The organism is Terribium retamae (genome assembly GCF_022347545.1).
GTDB lineage: Bacteria > Pseudomonadota > Alphaproteobacteria > Rhizobiales > Rhizobiaceae > Mesorhizobium > Mesorhizobium retamae.
Genome location: NZ_JAKREW010000031.1, coordinates 1 through 19,754, shown reverse-complemented (window position 1 = coordinate 19,754; position 19,754 = coordinate 1). Strand labels below are relative to the sequence as shown.

Sequence of the window (19,754 nt, the reverse complement as noted above, 5' to 3'; positions counted from 1 at the left end):
TCAAAGAAAAGGAGATAGAGCGGAATGCTTGCATTCTGCTCTAGCGAATGGCCGATAGCGACCGTCATCGAGAAAAGCGCGCAGATCCGGACGCGCTGCTGGCACTGGCAGGCAAACAGGAACGCGGTCGGCTGACCGTGTTCCTGGGCGCAGCACCCGGTGTCGGCAAGACATACGCCATGCTGTCGCGCGCGCGCCGCGTGAAGGAGGATGGCGGCGATATCCTGATTGGTCTCGTCGAAACACATGGTCGCAGCGAGACCGCCGCACTTCTGGAAGGACTGGAAGTGCTGCCTCGGCGCAGCATCCCCTATCGCGGCCGTGCGATCGAGGAATTCGACATAGACGCAGCACTTGCCCGTCACCCTCACACCATCGTCGTCGACGAGCTGGCGCATACCAACGCGCCCGAGAGCCGTCACCCCAAGCGCTATCAGGACATCGACGAACTTCTGGCCGCCGGCATCAATGTCTGGACGGCGCTGAACATCCAGCATCTGGAAAGCCTGTCGGACGTTGTCGCGCAGATCACTGGCGTGCCGGTGCGCGAGCAAATTCCCGACACCGTGCTGAAGAAGGCCGACGAGGTGCTGCTGGTGGACCTGCCGCCGGCGGAGCTGCTGGAGCGGCTGAAAGAAGGCAAGGTCTACCTGCCCGCCAATGCGGCGCGCGCGGCAGATTCCTTCTTCCGCCTCGGCAATCTCACCGCGCTGCGCGATCTCGCGCTCAGGCGCACCGCCGACCGCGTCGACGACCAGATGGTCGATTACCTCAAGCAGAACGCCATCGAAGGCCCGTGGCCTTCCGCCGAACGGCTTCTGGTCTGCATCGGCCCCGACGCGCTTTCCGAAAAGGTCGTTCGCATCGCCAGCCGGCTCGCCTCAGGCCTCAACGCGCACTGGATCGTCGCGTCGATCGAACCGGTGGACCGTGCCGTCGCCGACCAGGCCGGCGAGCGAAGGCTGGACGACACCTTCCGGCTTGCCGAACGGCTTGGTGCGGAAACGCGGCGGGTCAAGGGCAGCGATTTCGTCGAGGAGATCCTGCGGTTGGCACGGCGCGAGCACGCCACGCAGATCGTCATCGGCGGCCGCCGGCTGTCCTTCCCGTGGCGGCTTTTCCGGCGCTCGCTGCCCGATGCGCTGATGGAGAAAGCTTCCGGCATCGGGGTCTATGTCGTCACCGGCGACGATACGATGCCACCGCCGACGACACCGGTGAGGCAACGACCGCTGATGCTTCGCCTCGCCCGTGAGGTCGGCGTGGCTCTCGCCACTGTCGCCGCCGCGACTGGCTTCGGCCTTGCCATCGGCGAATGGGTCCGGCTGCCCAACATTTCGATCGTCTACCTGCTGGCCGTGCTGGTCTCGGCGATCAGCAGCGGTTATCTCGCCGCCATCGTTGCCGCGCTGGGCTCCGCGGTCGCCTATAATTTCTTCTTCATTCCGCCCTTCTACACGCTCACCATCGCCGAGCCGCATGAGGTCTTCGCGCTCTTCGTCTTCCTCGCCGCAGCCATGCTCACCGGCGGCCTCACCTCGCGGCTGCGCGAACAGGCCAAGGTCTCCGGCGAGCGCTCCGTTACCACGCAGACGCTCTACGACTATTCGCGCAAGCTTTCGGGCACGGCAAAACAGGATGACGTGGTGTGGGCGACAGTTTCCCAATTGCAGGGGGCGCTGTCCCGCACCGTTGCGCTCTTGCTGCCGGATCAGGGCGAGCTGCGCCTGCAGGCGTCCTGGCCGCCGGACACCGAACTTGGGGTCTCGGACATGGCCGCTGCCCGCTGGACCTATGAGAAGAGCGAAGAGGCCGGCAGCGGCACCGGCACGCTGCCCAACAGTGCCTTCCGCTTCATTCCCCTGATGAGCCCGCATGGTGTCGTCGGCGTCTGCGGCATCCAACAGGACGGCGAACTGCTGGAGGGGACTGAGGAAAGGATGCTCAACGCCATCCTCGACCAGTCGGCGGTTGCCATCGACCGGGCGCGGCTGTCCAAGGAAAGCCTTCGGCAGGCCGCAGCGCTGGAAGGCGAACGCTTCCGCTCGGCATTGCTCGCATCGGTGTCGCACGATCTCAAAACGCCGCTCGCCACCATCACCGGCGCGATCACCAGCCTGCGCCAACTCGGCGACAGGATGAACCGGCAAAGCCGCGACGACCTGCTTGCGTCGATCGATGAAGAAAGCGCACGGCTCTCGCGCTTCCTGGCCAATCTACTTGACATGACCCGCATCGAATCCGGCTCGGTCGAAGCCAAACGCGATTGGGTCGACGTGGTCGACGTGATCAACTCCACGGTCGAGCGTTGCCGCAAGGTGTTTCCGGATCGCGCAATCGAAGTTCAGCTCGCACCGGATCTGCCGCTCATCCGCGGCGACAGCGTGCTGCTGGGGCAGGTGCTGTTCAATCTCATCGACAATGCCGATAAATATGGCGGTGCCGAGCCTATCCGCATCTATGCCCGGCGCGATGGAGACGAACTTGCCCTTTCTGTAGTCGACATGGGCAAAGGCATTCCTGAAAAAGAACTCGAACAGGTGTTCGAGAAGTTCTTCCGACGCGGCAAGCCCGATGGCCGTGCTCCTGGAACGGGTCTCGGCCTGCCGATCGCGCGTGGTTTCGTCGAGGCGATGGGTGGCACCATCAAGGCGGAGAGCCCGGCCCAGAAACGGAAAGGCACGCGCATGATCCTGCGCTTCCCGATCGAAGACATGCCTGTCGAAGCGGAGACCATCTCTTGAGCGGCTATCGTGTCCTGGTCGTCGATGACGAACCGCAGATCCAACGCTTCCTGCGCCCGGCGCTGACGGCGGCCGGCTACGAGGTGATCGAGGCCGGAACCGGCGCCCAGGCCTTGAAGGCCGTCGCCACAGCGGCACCCGACCTCGTCATCCTCGATCTCGGCCTGCCCGACATGGACGGCAAGGAGGTGGTGAAAAACGTGCGCGGCTGGTCGCAACTGCCGATCATCATCCTTTCGGCACGCGACCGCGAGAGCGAGAAGATTGCGGCACTCGATCTCGGCGCCGACGACTATATCGAAAAGCCATTCGGCATCGGCGAGCTGACGGCACGCATCCGCACGGCGCTGCGACACCGCACCCGCGAGGACGGCGGCGTGACGGAGATTTCGGTCGACGGGCTGCATATCGATACCGTGCGCCGGCTGATCACCCGCAATGGTGCCCCGATCCATCTCACGCCCAAGGAATACGATCTCGTACTGATGCTGGCGCGCCACGCCGGACGAGTCGTAACCCACAGGGCGCTGCTGACCTCTGTGTGGGGGCCGGCTCATGCGGACGATTTGCACTACCTGCGTGTCTTTGTCGGTCAGGTGCGCGGCAAGATCGAGCGCGATCCCTCCACGCCGACGATCATCCGGACGGAACCCGGCGTCGGTTATCGCTTCGTCGGCGATGAGACTTAGAATGCCAACCACTCCGGTGGTCACCGTCAGCGCATTGTTCGTGAACGAAGAGCGCAAGGTTTTGATGGGCTGCGGGCCGCCTGGAAAGGCGCCTGGCCCGGACACTGGGACGCCATCGGTGGCCATGTAGAACCGGGGGAGACCCTGGAGGCAGCCCTTGTTCGCGAGGCTCAGGAGGAAGTCGGCGTGACACCGACCGAATTCACCTGGTTGGCATCGGTTGAAGAGCGACACCCCAAGCTTTATGGCAACGCGATCCATCACGTCTTCATGGTATCTGCGTGGGATGGCGGCGATCCCGTGCGAACACACAGAGCTTCGATGGTTCGACGTTGCCGCACTTAAGGCACTCTCCAATCTTGTCGATTGCGGCTATCCTGAACTGGTGCAACGTGCGACGCGTTGCCCCCCTGGGCGACGCGTCGGCTATCGCTTTGTCGCCGACGAGAACCGAGATCGGCCAGAAGTGCCAACGATCACGGCTGCGCTGCGCGCTTCGGCATTTGCCTGGAGCGACCGTTCGACCTCGACCAGCAGCCAATCGCGGAAAGCCTTGATCTTCGGCACATTGCGCCGCGAGGTCGGATAGACCAGCCAGTAGGAATGACCGTCGTCACCGACAAGGTCGAAAGGTTGGATCAGGCGGCCGTCGGCGAGTTCGGCCTGGAACAGCTCGCGGGTGAGGATGGCGACGCCGTGGCCGGCGATCGCAGCACTCGCCTCATACATTTGCGCACCCATGCTGGAGGCTGTCCGTGACGCAAGTTCACCAGCGTCGACACCGGCCAGCTTGAACCATTCTTTCCACCAGATATCGCCTGGATCCAGGATCGGCAGGCGAAGCAGATCCGCTGGCTTGTGCACGCCACCGATGCTTGCGGCCAAAGCCGGGCTCAGCATCGGCGTGAAGTCGGCCGAGAACAGCTTGTGCGTTTCGGTGCCAGGCCATTTGCCGCTGCCGGAACGGATGGCGATATCGACATCCTCGCGCGCAAAGTCGATCAACCTGGTCGACGTGTCGAGGCGCACGGCGAGCGAAGGGTAAGCCATCTGGAAGGCACCGAGGCGGCGCGCCAACCAGTTGGAGGCGAAGGTCAGGATCGTGCTGACGCACAGGACGCCTTCCGCGCCGGAACGCGCGGCCAAATAAGCCTCGCCGATGATGGCAAAAGCGTCAGTGATCGCCGGCGCCAGCCGCTGCCCGACATCGGTCAGTTCGATATGGCGCGGATGCCGCAGGAAGAGCTGCGCGCCCACGCGCTCCTCCAGAAGCTTGATCTGATAGCTGACGGCTGCCTGCGTCATGCCGAGCTCACGCGCAGCCTTGGTGAAGGACAGGTGCCGCGCCACCGATTCGAAGGCACGGGCAGCGGCGAGGGGCGGAAGCTGAAAGCTCATGCCTATAAGCTCTCTTTATAGGTCATAATCGACGTTCAATTGGAAACAAAGGCGTACTGGCACGACATTGAACCTCACGGATCAGATGCATTTAGGCATATCGGAGGTGTTCCGCCATGACAACGACACAGCAATTGACGCTTCCAGCTTCCAGCCAACGCTGGCTGTCCTGGTTGGCCGATGGTTTCGGACGGCGTCGCAGGGCGCATCTCGATGTCCGGGAGCTGTCGCCGCACCTTCTCCGCGATCTCGGCCTGCTCGACGGCAACGATCCCTGCGGGCGGTGGCTAGGCTGAGGGTGAGCTGTCCGTCAAGCGTCCGGGGTAATGAGGATCAACGAGGGAAAGTAGGTTCGAAAACGGCCGACATCGCGGGTCAGGATCGGCAATTGGGCAATCGCAGCGTGCGCGCCGACAGAGAAATCTGGTAACACGCCGGCTCGTGAGCCGCCGGCACGACGATATTGTGTAAAGACCTTCCCTGCTAGGGACAGCGCCTCGCGAGGCACCGGCAGAATCTCCAGTCCGGCCTCTTCGAGGAATGTTTCCAGCTCTTCAACTCGCTGATACCGCACCGAGAGCTCAGCGTAGATAACGTCATTGACGAACAATGCCCTCTAAGACTGCGGCTTCGAGCTGGCTGATCGACCAGTCCGCCCAATGAGGATCGTTCGTAACGAGGTCGAGCAGGACGTTGGTTCGGCGGGCCCTCACCTCCGACCAAATGAGCCTACCCAACGCCGACATAACGTTTGACCGCCATCGGATCGGCACGCAGCGCTTCGGCTGTCATGGTTTCGCGATTGCGGCCGTTTTCGATGAAGGCAACGCGATCGGCGACGGCGAGTACCGCTTCCACCCGTTGCTCGACCAGGATGGTCGACACACCAAGGTCGCGCAGCTTGGCGACCGTCTCGCGGATCTTGTCGATCATCGACGGCATCAGCCCTTCGGTCGGCTCGTCCAGCAGCAGGACCTGCGGTTCCAGGCACAGCGCTCGCGCCATGGCAAGCATCTGCTGTTCGCCGCCCGACAGCGTGCCGGAGCGTTGCCGGAGCCGTTCGCGCAGGCGCGGAAACAGTTCCAGCACCGCTTCACGCGTCGCCGCGCCTCTGCCACGCGCCATCAGGCCGATCTCGATGTTCTCCGCCACCGTCATCTCGGCGAATAGCCTCCGGCCCTGCGGCACATAGGCAACGCCGGCCTTCGGCACCTCATGGGCAGCCAGCGCCGTCAGTTCGCGGCCTTCCAGCCTGATCGAACCGGCTGCTGCCGGCACCAGCCCCATGATCGCCTTCAGCGTCGTAGTCTTGCCGGCGCCGTTGCGGCCAAGCAGGCACAACACCTCGCCCTTGTTCAACACAAGGTTCAGCCCGTGCAGGACCTGAACCTCGCCATAGAAACAATCGAGACCCTCGATGGCGACCAGCTCAGCCATGGGCTGCTCCGAGATAGGCTTCCTGCACCTGGGTGTTGGTGCGGATTTCTGCCGGATCGCCCTCGGCAATGATCCGGCCGGCGTCGAAGACGGTGATGCGGTGGGCAAGCTGCATCACCACCGGCATGTTGTGTTCGATGATCAGCACCGTGGCCTCGCGCGCAATCTCGCGGATCAAGGCGACGAAACCTTCGATCTCGCCATCGGAAAGGCCCTGCGTCGGTTCATCCAGGATCAGCAGTTTCGGCTGCAGCGCCAGGCCCATAGCCACCTCCAGCAGACGCTGATGGCCATAGGCGAGTTGCCCGGCCGGCGTTCCTGCCCGATCCGCCAGACCCACCTGCTCCAGCGCCTTCATGGCACCTTCCCGCACCGCGCCCCTGGAGCGGCCGTCGGTCAACGTGCGCTGCACCGAAAGCGCGACATTGTCGTAGGCGGAAAGATTGGCGAAGACGCTGGTGACCTGGAACGTATAGGCGATGCCAAGCCGTACCCGCCGATACGCCGGCAAGGCGGTAATCTCGGCGCCGTTGAAACCGATCGCACCGGACGACGGCAGGATGCGGCCGCAGATCAAGCTGACGAAGGTCGTCTTGCCGGCGCCGTTGGGGCCGATAATGGCACGGATCTCGCCGGGCATCAGGGTGAAATCGGCCTTGTCCACGGCACGCAGGCCGCCGAAATCGCGCGACAGGCCCTTGGTGGTCAGCAAGGGCTGCGTCATGGCAACCACCCGATCCAGCGCTTGCGGACGGCGCCCAGGATGCCTTTCGGTGCGAACAGCACGAGCAGGATGAGCGCCACCCCTACGATCAGCAACCAGGCCGAAGTGTAGCTGCTTGCGATGTCGGTGACGTAATAGATGAACAGCGTGCCGATCACCGGGCCGAGCGTGGTAGCGGCGCCGCCGGCCAGCACCCAGAGCAACGGCAGGATGGAATACTGCACCGAGGCGAAGTTGGAGCCGACATAGCCGAACAGCAGCGCATAGGCGGCACCGGCCGCAGCGCAGAAAACGCCGGAAAGCACGACCGCCGCCAGCTTGTTGGCGAAGGTGTCGTAGCCCAGCATCCGCGTGCGTTCCTCGTTTTCTCGGATCGCTACCAGGACCCGACCGAAGCGGGAGCGCACGATGGCGAGCGTGAGGAACAGCACGATGGCGAACAGCGCGAGCGCCGCGAGATAGCGCACCGCCGGAGCCGTGAGATCGAAGCTGGCGCCGCCGACCGTCAGGATGCGGCTTGCCTGCTGCAGCACCAGCCCCTGATCACCGCCGGTCCACTGGTTGAAATAGACGATGGTCAGCAGCACCGCCTGCGCGAACATCATCGTTACGATCATGAAAGCGACGCCGGAGGTGCGCAGCGCCAGCAGGCCGACGATCAGCGACAACAAGGCGCCACAGCCGAGACCGGCGATAAAGGCAGCAACCACGCCGAAGCCGAGATTGGTGATCGCCAATCCGCTGCCATAGAGGCCGGCGGCAAAGAACATGGCGTGGCCGAGGCTGAGCAGGCCGGCATAACCGAACAGAAGGTTGTAACCCATGGCAAAAGTGGCCAGCACCAGGATGCGCGCGAAGAGGCCATGGTGATAGTCGGGCAGCAGGAAGTTCAACGCGAACAGCACGGCCACCACGGCAATGTGCAATCCATAGATCCTTGCCGTCGACGCTTCCGTCATCGGGCGACCGTCCCGAACAGGCCCTGGGGGCGGAACACGAGCACCATCGCAACCACCAGCGTGGCGATGAGCTTGGCGAGCGTCGGCGAAAAGAACATCGAGACGATGCCGTCGGACAGGCCAATGATCAACGCTGCCAACACGGTACCGCGCAGCGAGCCGAGGCCGCCGATGATCACGACGATGAAGGACAAGAGCAACGGGTCCTGTCCCATCAGGTAATGCGCCTGGCTGATCGGCACGATCAGCACCGCGGCGAAAGCCGCCAGCATGGCGCCCAGTGCAAAGACGCCGGCATAGACGCGTTCGACCGGAATGGCGAAGGCCTGCGCCATTTCGCGGTCATACTGCGTGGCGCGCATGACGAGCCCAATCTTCGTGCGGGTCAGCACCAGCCATGTGGCGACCAGCAGCAAACCGGACGCGGCGATGATCGAGAGCTTGTAGCCGGAATAGCCGAACCAGGGCAGCAGCACGCGGTAGTTGAAGGGAGGCGTCACCGGCCGCGCTTCCGGTCCGTAGAGGCTGAGCGCCAGTTGCTGGATGATGTAGAGCAGGCCGATCGTGGCGACGATGGTGGCCTCCGGATCGTAATTGAGCCGGCGCAACACCAAGCGCTCGGAAAGCAGGGCGATCGCCCCGACCACTAGAGGCGCTACGACCAATGCCGCCACGAAGCCGATGGCAGGATGCGCGCCGAGCGTAGTTGCCACTGCCCAGGCAAGCACCGCGCCCAGCATGAAGAATTCGCCATGGGCGACGTTGACGATGCGCATCACGCCGAATACCAGCGACAGGCCGAGCGCCGTCAACGCCAGCACCGCCGCCGTAACCAGCCCTTCCAGTGTCGCAAGCAGAAGATGCGGTCCGAAAGCCATTCAGGCGCTGATCCGGACTTTCGGCAACGGCAAGACCACTACCATCCCTACAAGGACTGCTTGGTGTAGTCGGCCTCCGGCTCGTACATGCCGTCCTCGATCGTCGTCTTGTGCACGACCTTGAGCTTGCCGCCTTCCAGCTTGGAGATGTTCTGGTGGCCAAAGCACTGATGGATCTTGCCGTTGAAGAGCTTCTTGCCTTGCGGATGTTCCGGCCCTTCGGCAAACTCGGTCAGCGCCTCGGTCGCCTCGACCAGCTTGGCGCGGTCTCCCGGCCCCGTGTAGCCGGCATCCTCCATTGCCTTCTTGATGACGTAGAGCGTTTCCCAGCAGCCGAACATATGCGCGGCGGTGGAGACGTCCTTGGCGTCGGCAACTGCAGCGCCATTGTCGTCGATGCCGACGGCGGCGCGGTATGCCTTCTGCGCTTCCGTATCATCGGCCTGCGCGTAGCGCGGCGAACCTTCCCAGAAATGGCTGCCGTCCAGATATTCGAGGCCGGGGCTGTTGATGTCGACCGCTTCCAGCGAGTCGATGAAGCCGAACAGCTTCGGCCCGCTCGAACCGTAGAAGTCGCCCAGTTCCTTGACGAAAGTGAGCACCGCCGGTCCGACCATGACATGGTAGATAGCGTCGGTCTCGGACGGGATCTGCGGGAAGTATTTGGTGAAGGAGGATTCCGTCGGCGGAATCGCGATCTTCGCCACGACTTCCGCACCCGCCTTCTGCAGGGCTGGCGGCAGATAATCGCGATGATCGTAGCCGAATGCGTAGTCGGGGAAGATCATGGTGACCTTCTTGCCGGCATTGGCGGCGATCCATGGCGCAACCGAAGTCACCTGGGCGCGCACGTCGGTGATGCCGGGCTGAAACACGTAGCGGTTCAGCTTGCCGGACGCGACGTGATAGCCTTCCGACACGACGTAATAGGGAATCTTCAACTCCCCGGCCGTGGGAGCCGAACCGACGACGACATTGGAGAACAGGGTGCCGTAGACAATGTCGACCTTGTGCTGGTTGGCGAGCTTGGCCACCACTTCGGCGCCACGCGCGGCATCCGTGCCATCATCCTCGACGACAATTTCGATCGGTCGGCCATTGATGCCGCCGGCGGCATTGATCGCCTTCACGGCAGCTGCAGTGGTTCGTTCATACCAACGGCCATAGGCGGCGCCGATGCCGGTGCGATGCGCCTGGAAACCGATCTTGATCGGTGCGGAACTCTGCGCCTGCGCATAACGCACGAAACCGGGTGCAGCAGCCAGGCCTGCACCGGCAGCCAGTCCTTTCAGGACGGTGCGGCGGGACGCCTTGCCGTTGGTCAGATCGAAGAAGCGGCCTTTCCCAGTCATCGAATTCCCCCTCATGAGCGTCGACCCACAGCCAGCAGCCGGCCGCATGAAAAATCGCAAGGCAAACCAAGCATCAAACCCCTGGCAAGGCAAGCGAGCATTCAGCCTTTACAAGCAGCGAGCCGTCACCCGGCGGTGGGTGTCGCAAGCAGCCAGAGCCCGAAAAGCGTATACGCAACCATCAACGCGGTGAGCGGCAGCTGCAGCAAGATCGCCTGCTGCATTGCTCGCCCAAGCCGTGATGCCGCCGCATGGGCGACCAGGACGGCCAGGACGTGTCCGCCAACGATCAAGGCGGCCTGGATGTTCCACAGCCACCAGGCTGCTTCCGCGCCGGCGGCGATGCCCGCCGTGACCGACATATGCGCCGATCCGAAAAGGTCCCAGCCCAAGCCCAAGGGATCGGACAGCGCAACCAGAGCGTATTGGCCGTTGACGAGCAGGTCGGTGAGGTAGTGCGCGAGATGATAGGCAAGCGCGATCGGAACGATCGACCAGACCAGCAGCCCGCCGAGCTGATCGAGGGCGATGTGGCTACCAGCCAGCCAGCGACCGACCAGGATCGAGACGCCGAACAAAAACGCCAGCAGCAAGAACGTCGCGACGAGCCCCAGGCTGTTGATGCCGACCATTGCAGTGCGGCCCGGCAGTTCGAGAGGGTTGATGCCGTTGAGGCCAAGCCAGAGGAAGGTCCGCATCAGCCCATCGAAGGATACGGACGACAGCGCAAGCAACAGGAAGGCAGCACCGCTTAACGGCAACGGCTGCGCATCGAGCAGCTTGGCGCCCGGCCAGCAAAGCGACAGCCTGCCGGCCTCGTTGCGATCGAGCAGGGAAAACCGCGCCAGCATCGAAAAGAAGACGCTCAGGAATTCACCCCGGCTGCTCCAGCCGTCATGACCGAAGACGAGCATCAGCACGAAGCTGAGCAACCAGTAGCCGCCGGCTGCGATCGCCAGCTTCGAAGGGTCGTCCGGGGCCGGGTAGATCAGTTCGAACCAGGCAAAGCCAAGGAAAAGCAGGAAGGCCGGCCAGTAGCCGAGCCACGACGGCATGCGCCTTCCCGCATCTTGCCTGCCGGTCAATCGCGTGACGATCCACCACGGCCCATACCACGGGTTGAGCCATGACCAGAGATTGCCGAAAACCCCCTGAGCCAAAGTCATGCCGGTCCACAACAGCGTCCAGATCGTCAGCGGCAAGGGATTGGAGAGAGGGTCGCGGCTGCCCCAGAATCCGGCCGCGACCAGGACGGCAAATAAGGCGAAGGAAAGCAGGCTGACGGCGACCCGCGCGCCATCCCCGAACGTCATGAGAGGCAAGCGCCGGCGCCAAAGGCGACCCAATGCGTCGGCGGGTACCAGGCTCAACACCAGGAACGAAGCCGCGACCGCGAAAGCACCGCCGGCGAGATAGTAATTGGTCGGCAAAAGCAGCACGTGGCCGCGGTCGGAAGCATGCGCCAGCGCCGGCACCGGAAGAAACAGGACACCGCATGACGACGCGGCGGCAGCGAACACTGCCCATCGAATCTGCCGCTGGCTGAACCGCTTGCTCATTCGAAGAACGGCAACCGAAGTTCGCCTCGCTAGACCTTCACCAGCTGGCGCACACGCGCCTCTTCACCGAAGACGCGGATATAGCGATCGATTTCCTGCTCATCGCCCGTGGCTTTGGCCGGATTGTCGGAAAGCTTCACCGCCGGGCGTCCATTGGCCTCGGTGACCTTGCACACCAGCGAGATGGCATTCAGCCGATCGGTCGGTACCGGCGCGCAATCCTCGAAATCATTGGTGAGATTGGTACCCCAGCCGAAGGACATGCGCACCTTGCCTTCGAAATGGCGGTAAGTCTCGATGATGGTGTCGACGTCGAGGCCATCGGAGAAGATCAGCAGTTTCTGGCGCGGGTCCCTGCCGCGCTCGCGCCACCATGTGATGATGCGTTCGCCACCTTCGATCGGCGGCGCGCTGTCGGGGCGGAAGCCGGTCCAGTCGGCGACCCAGTCCGGCGCGTCACGCAGGAAAGCGGCGGTGCCGAAGGCGTCGGGCAGCACGATCAAAAGATTGCCGCCGTAATAACGCTGCCAGTCCTGCAGGACCTTGTAGGGCGCCTGACGAAGTTCAGCCTCGGAATTGGCAAGTGCTGCCAGCACCATCGGCAGCTCATGCGCATTGGTGCCGAGCGCTTCGAGATCGTTATCCATCGCGAGCAGCACGTTCGAGGTTCCGGTGAAGGCCTCGCCGATCCCTTCCTTCAAGGCTTCCACGCACCAGCGCTGCCACAGGAATGAATGCCGGCGACGCGTGCCGAAGTCCGAGATGCGGATGGCCGGCAGCTCTTTCAAGCGTTCGGTCTTCGCCCACATCTTGGCCTTGGCGCGTGCATAAAGCACGTCGAGTGCGAACGGCCCGAACGCCTTCATCGCCGAACGGGAGCGCAGTTCGTTGATGATGGCCAGCGCCGGGATTTCCCACAGCGTGGTGTACATCCACGGGCCCGAGAAAGAGAGCTCGAACTGGCCGTCGCGTTTGGACAGCTCGTATTCAGGCAACTGGAACTTCTCCAGCCAGGCCAGGAATTCCGGCTCGAAGATCTGCTTGCGGCCGTAGAAATTGTTGCCGCCCAGCCAGATCATTTCCTTCTTGGTGAAACGCAGTGTCCTGGCGTGATCGAGCTGCTCGCGCAGTTCGCCAATGTCGATCTCGTCGGCCAGCCGTACCTTGGTCTTGCGGTTGATGAGCGAGAAAGTGGCATCGACCTTGGGGTACATGCCCCAGATCATCTGAAGCATCAGCAGCTTGTAGAAATCGGTGTCGAGAAGCGACCGCACGATGGGATCGAGCTTCCAGGTGTGGTTGTAGACGCGCCGCGCAATGTCAGTCTTGGCCATGTCCGAAACCTGCTTCCACCGAGATCCAATCCGCTATTGGAGTGGCCTCATAGCATTGAAATGATTAACGCGCTTCCCTGTTTGCCATCGCGAGGCGGGAAGTCATGAACATGGGGGTATTGCCGCCGCTTGTCGAGCCGCGCTTAATCCTCGGACTTTGCCACCAGTTGCAGCATGGGGCGCTTGCGGCGTGGCGAGAGCCTCGTACCGACCGTCTCGGCCCGGCTGTCGGCCTCGGCCCTTTCGGCAAACAACCAGTCCACGAAGAGCTGCACGATGGGCGTGGAGCGCATCTCGTTGCGGCAAATGACATAGAAATCGTCGACTGCCGGAACCGAGAGGCCGAACGGCACGATGAGCTGGCCCATCGCGAGCAGGCGGCTCGCCGTCATCGTGTCGCCAAGCGCCACGCCATGGCCATGGAGTGCGGCCTCGATCGACAGGCGGGCATCGTTGAAATGGTGGCGCCGGCAGACCCGCTCGAGGTCGAGAGCGTCCGCAGCGGCAAGCCAGGTGTGCCATTCGCGTCCGTCATCGCCATGCAGGAGGACATGATCGGCAAGGTCGCGGATGGAACGGATCGGCCTGTTGTTGGCCAGTGTCGGACTGACGACAGGAAACAATTCCAGCCCCGACCATTTGCGGATCCAGCAATCGGTCCAGCTGCCGTCGCCATAGTGCACGCAGACATCGATATCGGGCTGGCGGATGTCGCGCGCATCATTGGAGGCGACGAGCTTCATCCGGATGTCGGGATAGCGCGCCGTGAAGGAGCCGAGACGCGGGATCAGCCAGAGCGAGAGCAGTGCCGGCACGCATGACACGACGAGCGCGCCGCTGCTGGCCGGGCGGGTCAGCCGTGCGGCTGCGGCAGCGATCCCCTCGAAGGCGCCCGACACCGCAGGCAGAAGCTCTGCCCCATGCGGCGTGAGTTTCAGGCGAGAGCCGGCACGTTCGAACAACTTGACCCCGAGCGACTGCTCCAGCGCCTTGATCTGATGGCTGACGGCACCATGCGTGACATGGAGCTCGGCGGCAGCCTTGGAAAGCGAGCCATGCCGCGCTGTGGCTTCGAACGCCCGCAAGGGGTTTAACGGCGGAAGGCGACGGGAACTGCTCATGGGCCGAAGTCAAGATACAGTGTGAGATTTTCTAACAGCCAGCGCTATAACAATATCAATTGATTTTCCATCCGCACGCCCTGACAATCTACGTCAATCAATCAAAAAAACACGGTACCGCAGGCAGCCGAAAACTGTTTCATGTCCCGCGTTGGAGGCACCTCGGCTCGTCCAGTTTGATCTGGCGCCTTTGCGAAAATCGGTCCCGGTTTTCGGGCGCAGCAGGAGGAGTTTCAGGATGGGTTTCGACCAAGGCAAGCTCGACGCGCTGCGCCGCAAATATGGCGAAAGCCATGGCGGCGAATTGTTCGATCCGAAGTTCCGTCGGGTCGCCGACAAAATCTTCTCCAAGAGCGGCACCCGGCTGGCCCCCTATTCCGGCATTCCAACCTTCCTGACCGCGCCCTATCGCGACGTGGCTGTCGACAATCCCGACTTCGGCGACCTCCAGGTGGCGATGATCGGCGTGCCGATGGATCTCGGCGTCACCAATCGTCCGGGTTCGCGCTTCGGTCCGCGCGCGCTGCGCGCCATCGAGCGCATCGGGCCCTACAACCACGTGCTGGATTGCGCTCCGACGCATGAGCTCAGGGTGGCGGATATCGGCGACGTGCCGTTCCGCAGCCGCTACCGGCTGGAAATGAGCCACGACGATATCGAAAAGCGCCTCAACCAGGTGGTCGATGCCGGCGTCATCCCGCTGTCGGTCGGCGGCGACCATTCGATCACCCATCCGATCCTGAAGGCTGTCGGCAAGGATCGGTCGGTCGGCATGATCCATATCGATGCGCATTGCGACACCGGCGGCGCTTTCGACCAGACCAAATTCCATCATGGCGGCCCCTTCCGCAATGCGGTGCTGGACGGCGTGCTCGACCCGTCGCGCACCATCCAGATCGGCATCCGCGGCGCGGCCGAATATCTGTGGGAGTTCACCTACGAATCCGGCATGACCGTGGTCCACGCCGAAGAGGTTCCAGCCCTGGGCATTCCAGCCATCATCGAGAAAGCCCGCAAGATCGTCGGCGACGGCCCGACCTACATCTCCTTCGACGTCGACAGCCTGGACCCCGCCTTCGCGCCGGGCACCGGCACGCCGGAAGTCGGCGGGCTGACGACGCGCGAGGTTCTGGAGATCCTGCGCGGGCTGAAGGGCCTCAACATCGTCGGCGGCGACGTGGTCGAGGTGGCGCCGCAATACGATTCCACCACCAACACGGCCCATGCCGGCGCGCAGGTGCTGTTCGAGATCCTGTCGCTGATGGTGTTCAGCCCCGCGCTGAAAGGATAACGGCGCTGGAAAAAAGCTTGATCCCGAGAAGTGGGAACCGGTTTTCGGAAAAGATCATGCTCTATCCAGCGACGTCGTTTTATAAGAAGACCATAAGGGAACCCGGCCAAAGCCGGAACAACGGAGAACAATGATGACCGAGATCATGAAGACCATGCTCAGCCGGCGCAGCATGCTTGGCGCCGGCATTGCCGCGGCGGGCGTGCTTGCGATGCCAGCCATCCTGCGCGCGCAGGAAAAGTCGCTGAAGGTCGGCGTCTATGGCGGCTACTTCAAGAAGTCGTTCGACGAGCACATCTTCCCCGAATTCACCAAGGCGACCGGCATAACCGTGGAATCGGTGGCAGAGCCGACCGGCGAAGCCTGGCTGGTGCAGCTCGAACAGGCCGCCAAGGCCGGTCAGGCGCCCGCCGACCTTTCGATGATGTCGCAGACCTCGACGCTCAAGGGCCAATCGACCGAGCTGTGGCAGCCGCTCGATAGCGCCAAGTTCAAACACTATGGCGACCTGCTGCCGCAGTTCATCAACAAATATCCGGACGGCCGCGTTGCCGGCATCGGCGCGGTGGCCTGGTACATCACGCTGGTCACCAACACCAATGTCTACAAGGAAGCGCCGAAATCGTGGGACGCGCTATGGGACACGGCCAATGCCGACAAACTCGGCCTCTTGGCGCTCGCTTCCAATTCGTTCCTGCTCGAAGTGACGGCAAAGACCTTCATGGGCGGCACCAACGCGCTCGACACCGATGAAGGCATCGACAAGGCCTTTGCCAAGCTCGCCGAAGTGAAGCCGAATGTGCGCCTGTGGTACCGCGATGAGGCACAGTTCGAGCAGGCGCTGAAATCGGGCGAGATCCCGATGGGCCAGTACTATCACGACGTCACCGGCCTTGCTGCCAAGGATGGCCAACCGGTGCGTTCGACCTTCCCGAAAGAAGGCGGCATCCAGGATTCCGGTAACTGGGTCCTGTCGCGCGCCTCCAAGAAGGTCGACGAAGCGCACGCCTTCATCGACTATATGAGCCAGCCTGCGGTCCAGGGCTTGATGTCGCGCAAGGTCGGCACCGCACCGACGCTGAAGCGCGAGGTGCTCGACCTCAAGCCGGAAGAATTCGCCGCCGTGTCCTCCGACATTGCGCCGATCATTCCGCGCTACGACCTCTATGTGTCGAAGGCTGACGCGATCAACCAGAAATGGACCGAGCTGATCGTCGGTTGATCCTGCTCTCATCCCTGTGACGATATCGGGAGCCCGCTTGCGGGCTCCGCATCTTCGCATCGACCGCTCGCCCGCCTTTCGCTAAGCTCGAAGGCGGAGCCGACTGCACCATCCGCATGCACGACCAGCCAGGATAACGCCATGCCCGGATTGTCCATAAATTCGATCACCAAACGCTTTGCCGATTTCGCCGCCGTCGACGACGTCAGCCTCTCGGTACCGGACGGAAAGTTCGTCTGCCTGCTCGGCCCTTCCGGCTGCGGCAAGACCACCCTGTTGCGCATGATCGCCGGGCTGGAGGAACCGACCAGCGGCGCCATCGTGCTTGACGGCGACGACATCACCCGCGTGCCGACGCACAGGCGCAATCTCGGCATGGTGTTCCAGTCACTGGCACTCTTTCCGCATCTGAGCGTCGGCGAAAACATCGCCTATGCGCTGCGCATCCGCGGCGCCTCGAAGGATGATCAGCGCAAGCGCGTCGAGGAACTGCTGGCGATGATCCATCTGCCGGGCTTCGCCGACCGCCCAGTCGCCAAGCTGTCGGGCGGCCAGCGCCAACGCGTGGCGATCGCTCGCGCGCTCGCCCTGTCGCCGAAGCTCTTCCTGCTCGACGAGCCGCTGTCGGCGCTCGATGCGAAGCTGCGCGAAGCCATGCAGGTGGAACTGCGCCAGCTGCAGCAACGCCTGGGCATCACCACCATCGTCGTCACCCACGACCAGCGTGAGGCGATGACCATGGCCGACCTCGTCGTCGTCATGGGCAAGGGCAAGATCCTGCAGGCGGCCTCGCCGATCGAGATCTATCGCAAGCCGGCAGATGCCTTCGTTGCCGACTTCATCGGCATCACCAACCTGCTGCCCGCCGAGGCAGACAGCGCCGGCCGCACCACCGTGCTGGGCGCGGCCGTGCCCGGCGTCGCCCTGCCATCGGGCGCGGCCAAGGCAACCATCTCGATCCGACCGGAGGACATCCATTTCGCGAAACCCGGCGCCGGTGCGATCCCGGGCACCGTCAGCTTCGTGCGCGATCTCGGCGGCACGGTCGAAACCTTCGTCGAAGCCGGCGGCACCACCATCGTGGCCGTGGCGACGCCGCGCGAGCGTCCGAATGTCAGCGTCGGCGAAACCATCGGCGTGGTGCTGCCACCGGAAAGCTGCGTGGTGCTGCAGCCATGAGACGCGAACCGGCAAGGGCCCTCGCCGACTACACGCCGCTGTTCTTTCCGGCGCTGATGCTGATCGTCTTCTTCGTCGTGCCGTTCTCGATCATGATCGCGGTGAGCTTCTTCAAGCGCAATCCGGCCGGCTTCTACACGCCGGATTTCGTGTTCGACAATTACGCGCGCTTCCTCACCGCCTTCTTTGGTTCGGTGCTCGGATTCTCGCTGCTCCTGGCGATCCTGGTTGCCGTATGCTGCGTCGTCATCGCCTTTCCCTTCACCTATCTGCTGACCAAACGTTCGCGCGCGGTGCAGACACTGTGGCTGGTCGGCCTGCTGTCGGTGCTGTCGCTTTCCGAAGTCATCATCGGCTTTGCCTGGTCGACGCTGTTCTCGCGCACCGCCGGCATCACCAACCTGTTCGTGGCGATCGGCCTGATGAAGGAGCCGGTGGCGTTGCTGCCGAGCTTCTGGGCGGTGCTGACCGGCATGGTCTATCAGGCGCTACCCTACACGATCCTGGTGCTCTACCCCGCTTTGGTCCGGCTTGACCCGACATTGCTGGAAGCCGCGCGCACGCTGGGCGCTTCACCGGTGCGCGCCTTCTTCAACGTGGTCACGCCGGCGCTGCGCAACACCATCGTGGCGACGCTGATCATGGTGTTCGTCTTCGCGCTAGGCTCCTATCTGCTGCCGCAGATCCTCGGCCGGCCGTCGAACTGGACGCTGTCGGTGCTGATCACCGATCAGGCGATCTACCAGTCCAATATGCCGTTCGCCGCCGCGATGGCCGTGTTCCTGGTGTTGATCTCGCTTGCACTGGTCGGGCTTACCCTGCTCGTCGGCCGCAAGGAGAACGCGCTATGACCGTGCTTCGCCGGCTTTATTTCGTCCTCGTCGCCCTGTTCCTGGCGGCGCCGCTGATCGTGGTGGCGGGCGTCTCCGTGAACCAGAAGCAGGAATTGACCTTCCCGCCGAAGGGCTTCTCGCTCGCCTGGTACGGACAGATCTTCAACGACCCGGAATGGCGGCTGGCGCTGATCCATTCGGTCACGCTCGCGGTCTGCTCGGCGGCGATCGCGGTGGCCATCGCGTTGCCGCTGGCGTGGTTCCTGTGGCGGCGCATCGCGCCCTGGGCAAACATCTTCCAGGTGCTGGGGCTCGCGCCCTTCATCCTGCCGCCGGTCATCACCGCGCTCGGCTTCCTGAGTTTCTGGGCGACGGTCGGCCTGTTCGGGCAGTTCTACACGGCGATCATCAGCCACGCGATTTTCTTCGTCACGCTGCCGCTGGTGACGCTGTCGCTCGGCTTCGCTTCGATCGACCGCTCGCTGGCCGAGGCGGCGTCGACGATGGGCGCCGACGATCGCACGGTGTTGAAGACCGTCGTGATGCCGCTGATCCTGCCCTATCTGGTCTCCGGCTTCGCCTTCGCCTTCGTGCTGTCGCTCAACGAATACATCGTCGCCTACATGACCATCGGCTTCACCACCGAAACGCTGCCGATCAAGATCTTCAACGCGCTGCGCTATGGCTACACGCCAACCATGGCAGCGGTGTCGATCTTCTTCGTCACGGTCGCGGCGCTGGTGTTCGGGGCGATCGCCTATTTCGGCGACATCCGCAGGCTGCTTGGGGCGATGTCGTCGGAGGGTTGAGTGATATCTGGGTGCGTCCTTCGAGGCTCGCCCTGGAGAACCGCACGATGCCTTCCGCCGATGTGCGGGCTCGCACCTCAGGATGGGGGCCGTCGGGAACAACACCCTGGTCCTGAGGCGTTTCAGAACTTGGATGTCGTTCACACGGCGGCCCTCATCAACTCTGAGGACTTTCGGCGTCTCTGAGCCTTGCGTTGAGCGTGATGACGATCTTTCTCATGACTG

19 protein-coding genes and 1 pseudogene are annotated in these 19,754 nt (G+C 63.2%); 10 read left to right on the top strand and 10 right to left on the bottom strand.

All coding sequences use genetic code 11. The features are described from left to right. Positions 1-47 precede the first annotated feature (47 nt). Genes L4923_RS22975 through L4923_RS22965 form a run of 4 tightly spaced genes read left to right on the top strand, consistent with a single transcriptional unit; the run spans position 48 to position 3,778 of the window. Positions 48-2,744 (top strand): sensor histidine kinase, encoded by a 2,697-nt coding sequence (locus L4923_RS22975; RefSeq protein ID WP_239369429.1) that lies wholly within the window; start codon positions 48-50, stop codon positions 2,742-2,744. Then, positions 2,741-3,433 (top strand): response regulator, encoded by a 693-nt coding sequence (locus tag L4923_RS22970; RefSeq protein WP_239369428.1) that lies wholly within the window; start codon positions 2,741-2,743, stop codon positions 3,431-3,433. Before L4923_RS22975 ends, L4923_RS22970 begins: the two co-directional genes overlap by 4 nt. Position 3,434: 1 nt before the next feature. Beyond that, positions 3,435-3,563: a hypothetical protein gene (locus L4923_RS30995; protein WP_275448539.1), complete on the top strand. Its 129-nt coding sequence runs from the start codon at positions 3,435-3,437 to the stop codon at positions 3,561-3,563. Next, positions 3,503-3,778, top strand: coding sequence for an NUDIX domain-containing protein (locus tag L4923_RS22965; RefSeq protein WP_275448541.1), 276 nt, complete (start codon positions 3,503-3,505; stop codon positions 3,776-3,778). Before L4923_RS30995 ends, L4923_RS22965 begins: the two co-directional genes overlap by 61 nt. 81 nt (positions 3,779-3,859) lie before the next feature. On the opposite strand, the gene L4923_RS22960 is transcribed toward L4923_RS22965, so the two are convergent. After that, positions 3,860-4,831: a LysR substrate-binding domain-containing protein gene (locus tag L4923_RS22960; RefSeq protein WP_239369427.1), complete on the bottom strand. Its 972-nt coding sequence runs from the start codon at positions 4,829-4,831 to the stop codon at positions 3,860-3,862. Between the two features lie 116 nt (positions 4,832-4,947). On the opposite strand from L4923_RS22960, the gene L4923_RS22955 reads away from it, so the two are divergent. Then, positions 4,948-5,127, top strand: coding sequence for a hypothetical protein (locus L4923_RS22955; RefSeq protein ID WP_239369426.1), 180 nt, complete (start codon positions 4,948-4,950; stop codon positions 5,125-5,127). Between the two features lie 14 nt (positions 5,128-5,141). Here L4923_RS22955 and L4923_RS22950 read toward each other — a convergent pair. From L4923_RS22950 to gcvA, 9 genes and pseudogenes are all read right to left on the bottom strand, one after another. After that, positions 5,142-5,577: pseudogene (locus L4923_RS22950) on the bottom strand (type II toxin-antitoxin system VapC family toxin). Continuing rightward, positions 5,561-6,268: an ABC transporter ATP-binding protein gene (locus L4923_RS22945; protein ID WP_239369425.1), complete on the bottom strand. Its 708-nt coding sequence runs from the start codon at positions 6,266-6,268 to the stop codon at positions 5,561-5,563. The pseudogene L4923_RS22950 and the gene L4923_RS22945 overlap by 17 nt, the downstream one beginning before the upstream one ends. After that, entirely contained in the window at positions 6,261-6,992 is a 732-nt protein-coding gene (locus tag L4923_RS22940) for an ABC transporter ATP-binding protein (protein ID WP_239369424.1), read from the bottom strand. The genes L4923_RS22945 and L4923_RS22940 overlap by 8 nt, the downstream gene beginning before the upstream one ends. Beyond that, positions 6,989-7,951 carry a branched-chain amino acid ABC transporter permease gene (locus L4923_RS22935; protein ID WP_239369423.1) on the bottom strand — a complete coding sequence of 321 codons (963 nt, stop codon included), beginning with the start codon at positions 7,949-7,951 and terminating at the stop codon, positions 6,989-6,991. Before L4923_RS22935 ends, L4923_RS22940 begins: the two co-directional genes overlap by 4 nt. Next, entirely contained in the window at positions 7,948-8,829 is an 882-nt protein-coding gene (locus tag L4923_RS22930) for a branched-chain amino acid ABC transporter permease (RefSeq protein ID WP_239369422.1), read from the bottom strand. The genes L4923_RS22935 and L4923_RS22930 overlap by 4 nt, the downstream gene beginning before the upstream one ends. A gap of 47 nt (positions 8,830-8,876) precedes the next feature. Next, the gene (locus L4923_RS22925) at positions 8,877-10,181 is read right to left on the bottom strand and encodes an ABC transporter substrate-binding protein (protein ID WP_239369421.1); all 1,305 of its coding nucleotides are present in this window, start codon (positions 10,179-10,181) and stop codon (positions 8,877-8,879) included. A 125-nt stretch (positions 10,182-10,306) separates the two neighbouring features. After that, positions 10,307-11,740 carry a hypothetical protein gene (locus L4923_RS22920; RefSeq protein WP_239369420.1) on the bottom strand — a complete coding sequence of 478 codons (1,434 nt, stop codon included), beginning with the start codon at positions 11,738-11,740 and terminating at the stop codon, positions 10,307-10,309. A 29-nt stretch (positions 11,741-11,769) separates the two neighbouring features. Continuing rightward, entirely contained in the window at positions 11,770-13,074 is a 1,305-nt protein-coding gene (pncB, locus tag L4923_RS22915; protein WP_239369419.1) for a nicotinate phosphoribosyltransferase, read from the bottom strand. 143 nt (positions 13,075-13,217) lie between these two features. After that, positions 13,218-14,195: a transcriptional regulator GcvA gene (gene gcvA / locus L4923_RS22910; RefSeq protein WP_239369418.1), complete on the bottom strand. Its 978-nt coding sequence runs from the start codon at positions 14,193-14,195 to the stop codon at positions 13,218-13,220. A gap of 238 nt (positions 14,196-14,433) precedes the next feature. Between gcvA and speB the strand changes: the two genes are divergently transcribed. The 5 genes from speB (at position 14,434) to L4923_RS22885 (ending at position 19,529) form a co-directional block, all read left to right on the top strand. Next, a complete protein-coding gene (speB, locus tag L4923_RS22905; RefSeq protein ID WP_239369417.1) occupies positions 14,434-15,486 on the top strand; it encodes an agmatinase in 1,053 nt (350 codons plus the stop codon). A 133-nt stretch (positions 15,487-15,619) separates the two neighbouring features. After that, positions 15,620-16,708: an ABC transporter substrate-binding protein gene (locus L4923_RS22900; protein WP_239369416.1), complete on the top strand. Its 1,089-nt coding sequence runs from the start codon at positions 15,620-15,622 to the stop codon at positions 16,706-16,708. Between the two features lie 141 nt (positions 16,709-16,849). Next, the gene (locus L4923_RS22895; RefSeq protein ID WP_239369415.1) at positions 16,850-17,887 is read left to right on the top strand and encodes an ABC transporter ATP-binding protein; all 1,038 of its coding nucleotides are present in this window, start codon (positions 16,850-16,852) and stop codon (positions 17,885-17,887) included. Continuing rightward, positions 17,884-18,738, top strand: a complete 855-nt coding sequence (locus L4923_RS22890; RefSeq protein WP_239369414.1) for an ABC transporter permease — start codon at positions 17,884-17,886, stop codon at positions 18,736-18,738. The genes L4923_RS22895 and L4923_RS22890 overlap by 4 nt, the downstream gene beginning before the upstream one ends. Then, a complete protein-coding gene (locus L4923_RS22885) occupies positions 18,735-19,529 on the top strand; it encodes an ABC transporter permease (RefSeq protein WP_239369413.1) in 795 nt (264 codons plus the stop codon). Before L4923_RS22890 ends, L4923_RS22885 begins: the two co-directional genes overlap by 4 nt. The last annotated feature ends 225 nt before the right edge of the window (positions 19,530-19,754 follow it).

Coding starts and splice junctions, on each gene's coding strand:
- L4923_RS22975 (WP_239369429.1), top strand. CDS start 48: ATGGCCGATAGCGACCGTCATCGAGAAAAGCGCGCAGATCCGGACGCG.
- L4923_RS30995 (WP_275448539.1), top strand. CDS start 3,435: ATGCCAACCACTCCGGTGGTCACCGTCAGCGCATTGTTCGTGAACGAA.
- L4923_RS22960 (WP_239369427.1), bottom strand. CDS start 4,831: ATGAGCTTTCAGCTTCCGCCCCTCGCCGCTGCCCGTGCCTTCGAATCG.
- L4923_RS22955 (WP_239369426.1), top strand. CDS start 4,948: ATGACAACGACACAGCAATTGACGCTTCCAGCTTCCAGCCAACGCTGG.
- L4923_RS22945 (WP_239369425.1), bottom strand. CDS start 6,268: ATGGCTGAGCTGGTCGCCATCGAGGGTCTCGATTGTTTCTATGGCGAG.
- L4923_RS22940 (WP_239369424.1), bottom strand. CDS start 6,992: ATGACGCAGCCCTTGCTGACCACCAAGGGCCTGTCGCGCGATTTCGGC.
- L4923_RS22935 (WP_239369423.1), bottom strand. CDS start 7,951: ATGACGGAAGCGTCGACGGCAAGGATCTATGGATTGCACATTGCCGTG.
- L4923_RS22930 (WP_239369422.1), bottom strand. CDS start 8,829: ATGGCTTTCGGACCGCATCTTCTGCTTGCGACACTGGAAGGGCTGGTT.
- L4923_RS22925 (WP_239369421.1), bottom strand. CDS start 10,181: ATGACTGGGAAAGGCCGCTTCTTCGATCTGACCAACGGCAAGGCGTCC.
- L4923_RS22920 (WP_239369420.1), bottom strand. CDS start 11,740: ATGAGCAAGCGGTTCAGCCAGCGGCAGATTCGATGGGCAGTGTTCGCT.
- pncB (WP_239369419.1), bottom strand. CDS start 13,074: ATGGCCAAGACTGACATTGCGCGGCGCGTCTACAACCACACCTGGAAG.
- gcvA (WP_239369418.1), bottom strand. CDS start 14,195: ATGAGCAGTTCCCGTCGCCTTCCGCCGTTAAACCCCTTGCGGGCGTTC.
- speB (WP_239369417.1), top strand. CDS start 14,434: ATGGGTTTCGACCAAGGCAAGCTCGACGCGCTGCGCCGCAAATATGGC.
- L4923_RS22900 (WP_239369416.1), top strand. CDS start 15,620: ATGACCGAGATCATGAAGACCATGCTCAGCCGGCGCAGCATGCTTGGC.
- L4923_RS22895 (WP_239369415.1), top strand. CDS start 16,850: ATGCCCGGATTGTCCATAAATTCGATCACCAAACGCTTTGCCGATTTC.
- L4923_RS22890 (WP_239369414.1), top strand. CDS start 17,884: ATGAGACGCGAACCGGCAAGGGCCCTCGCCGACTACACGCCGCTGTTC.
- L4923_RS22885 (WP_239369413.1), top strand. CDS start 18,735: ATGACCGTGCTTCGCCGGCTTTATTTCGTCCTCGTCGCCCTGTTCCTG.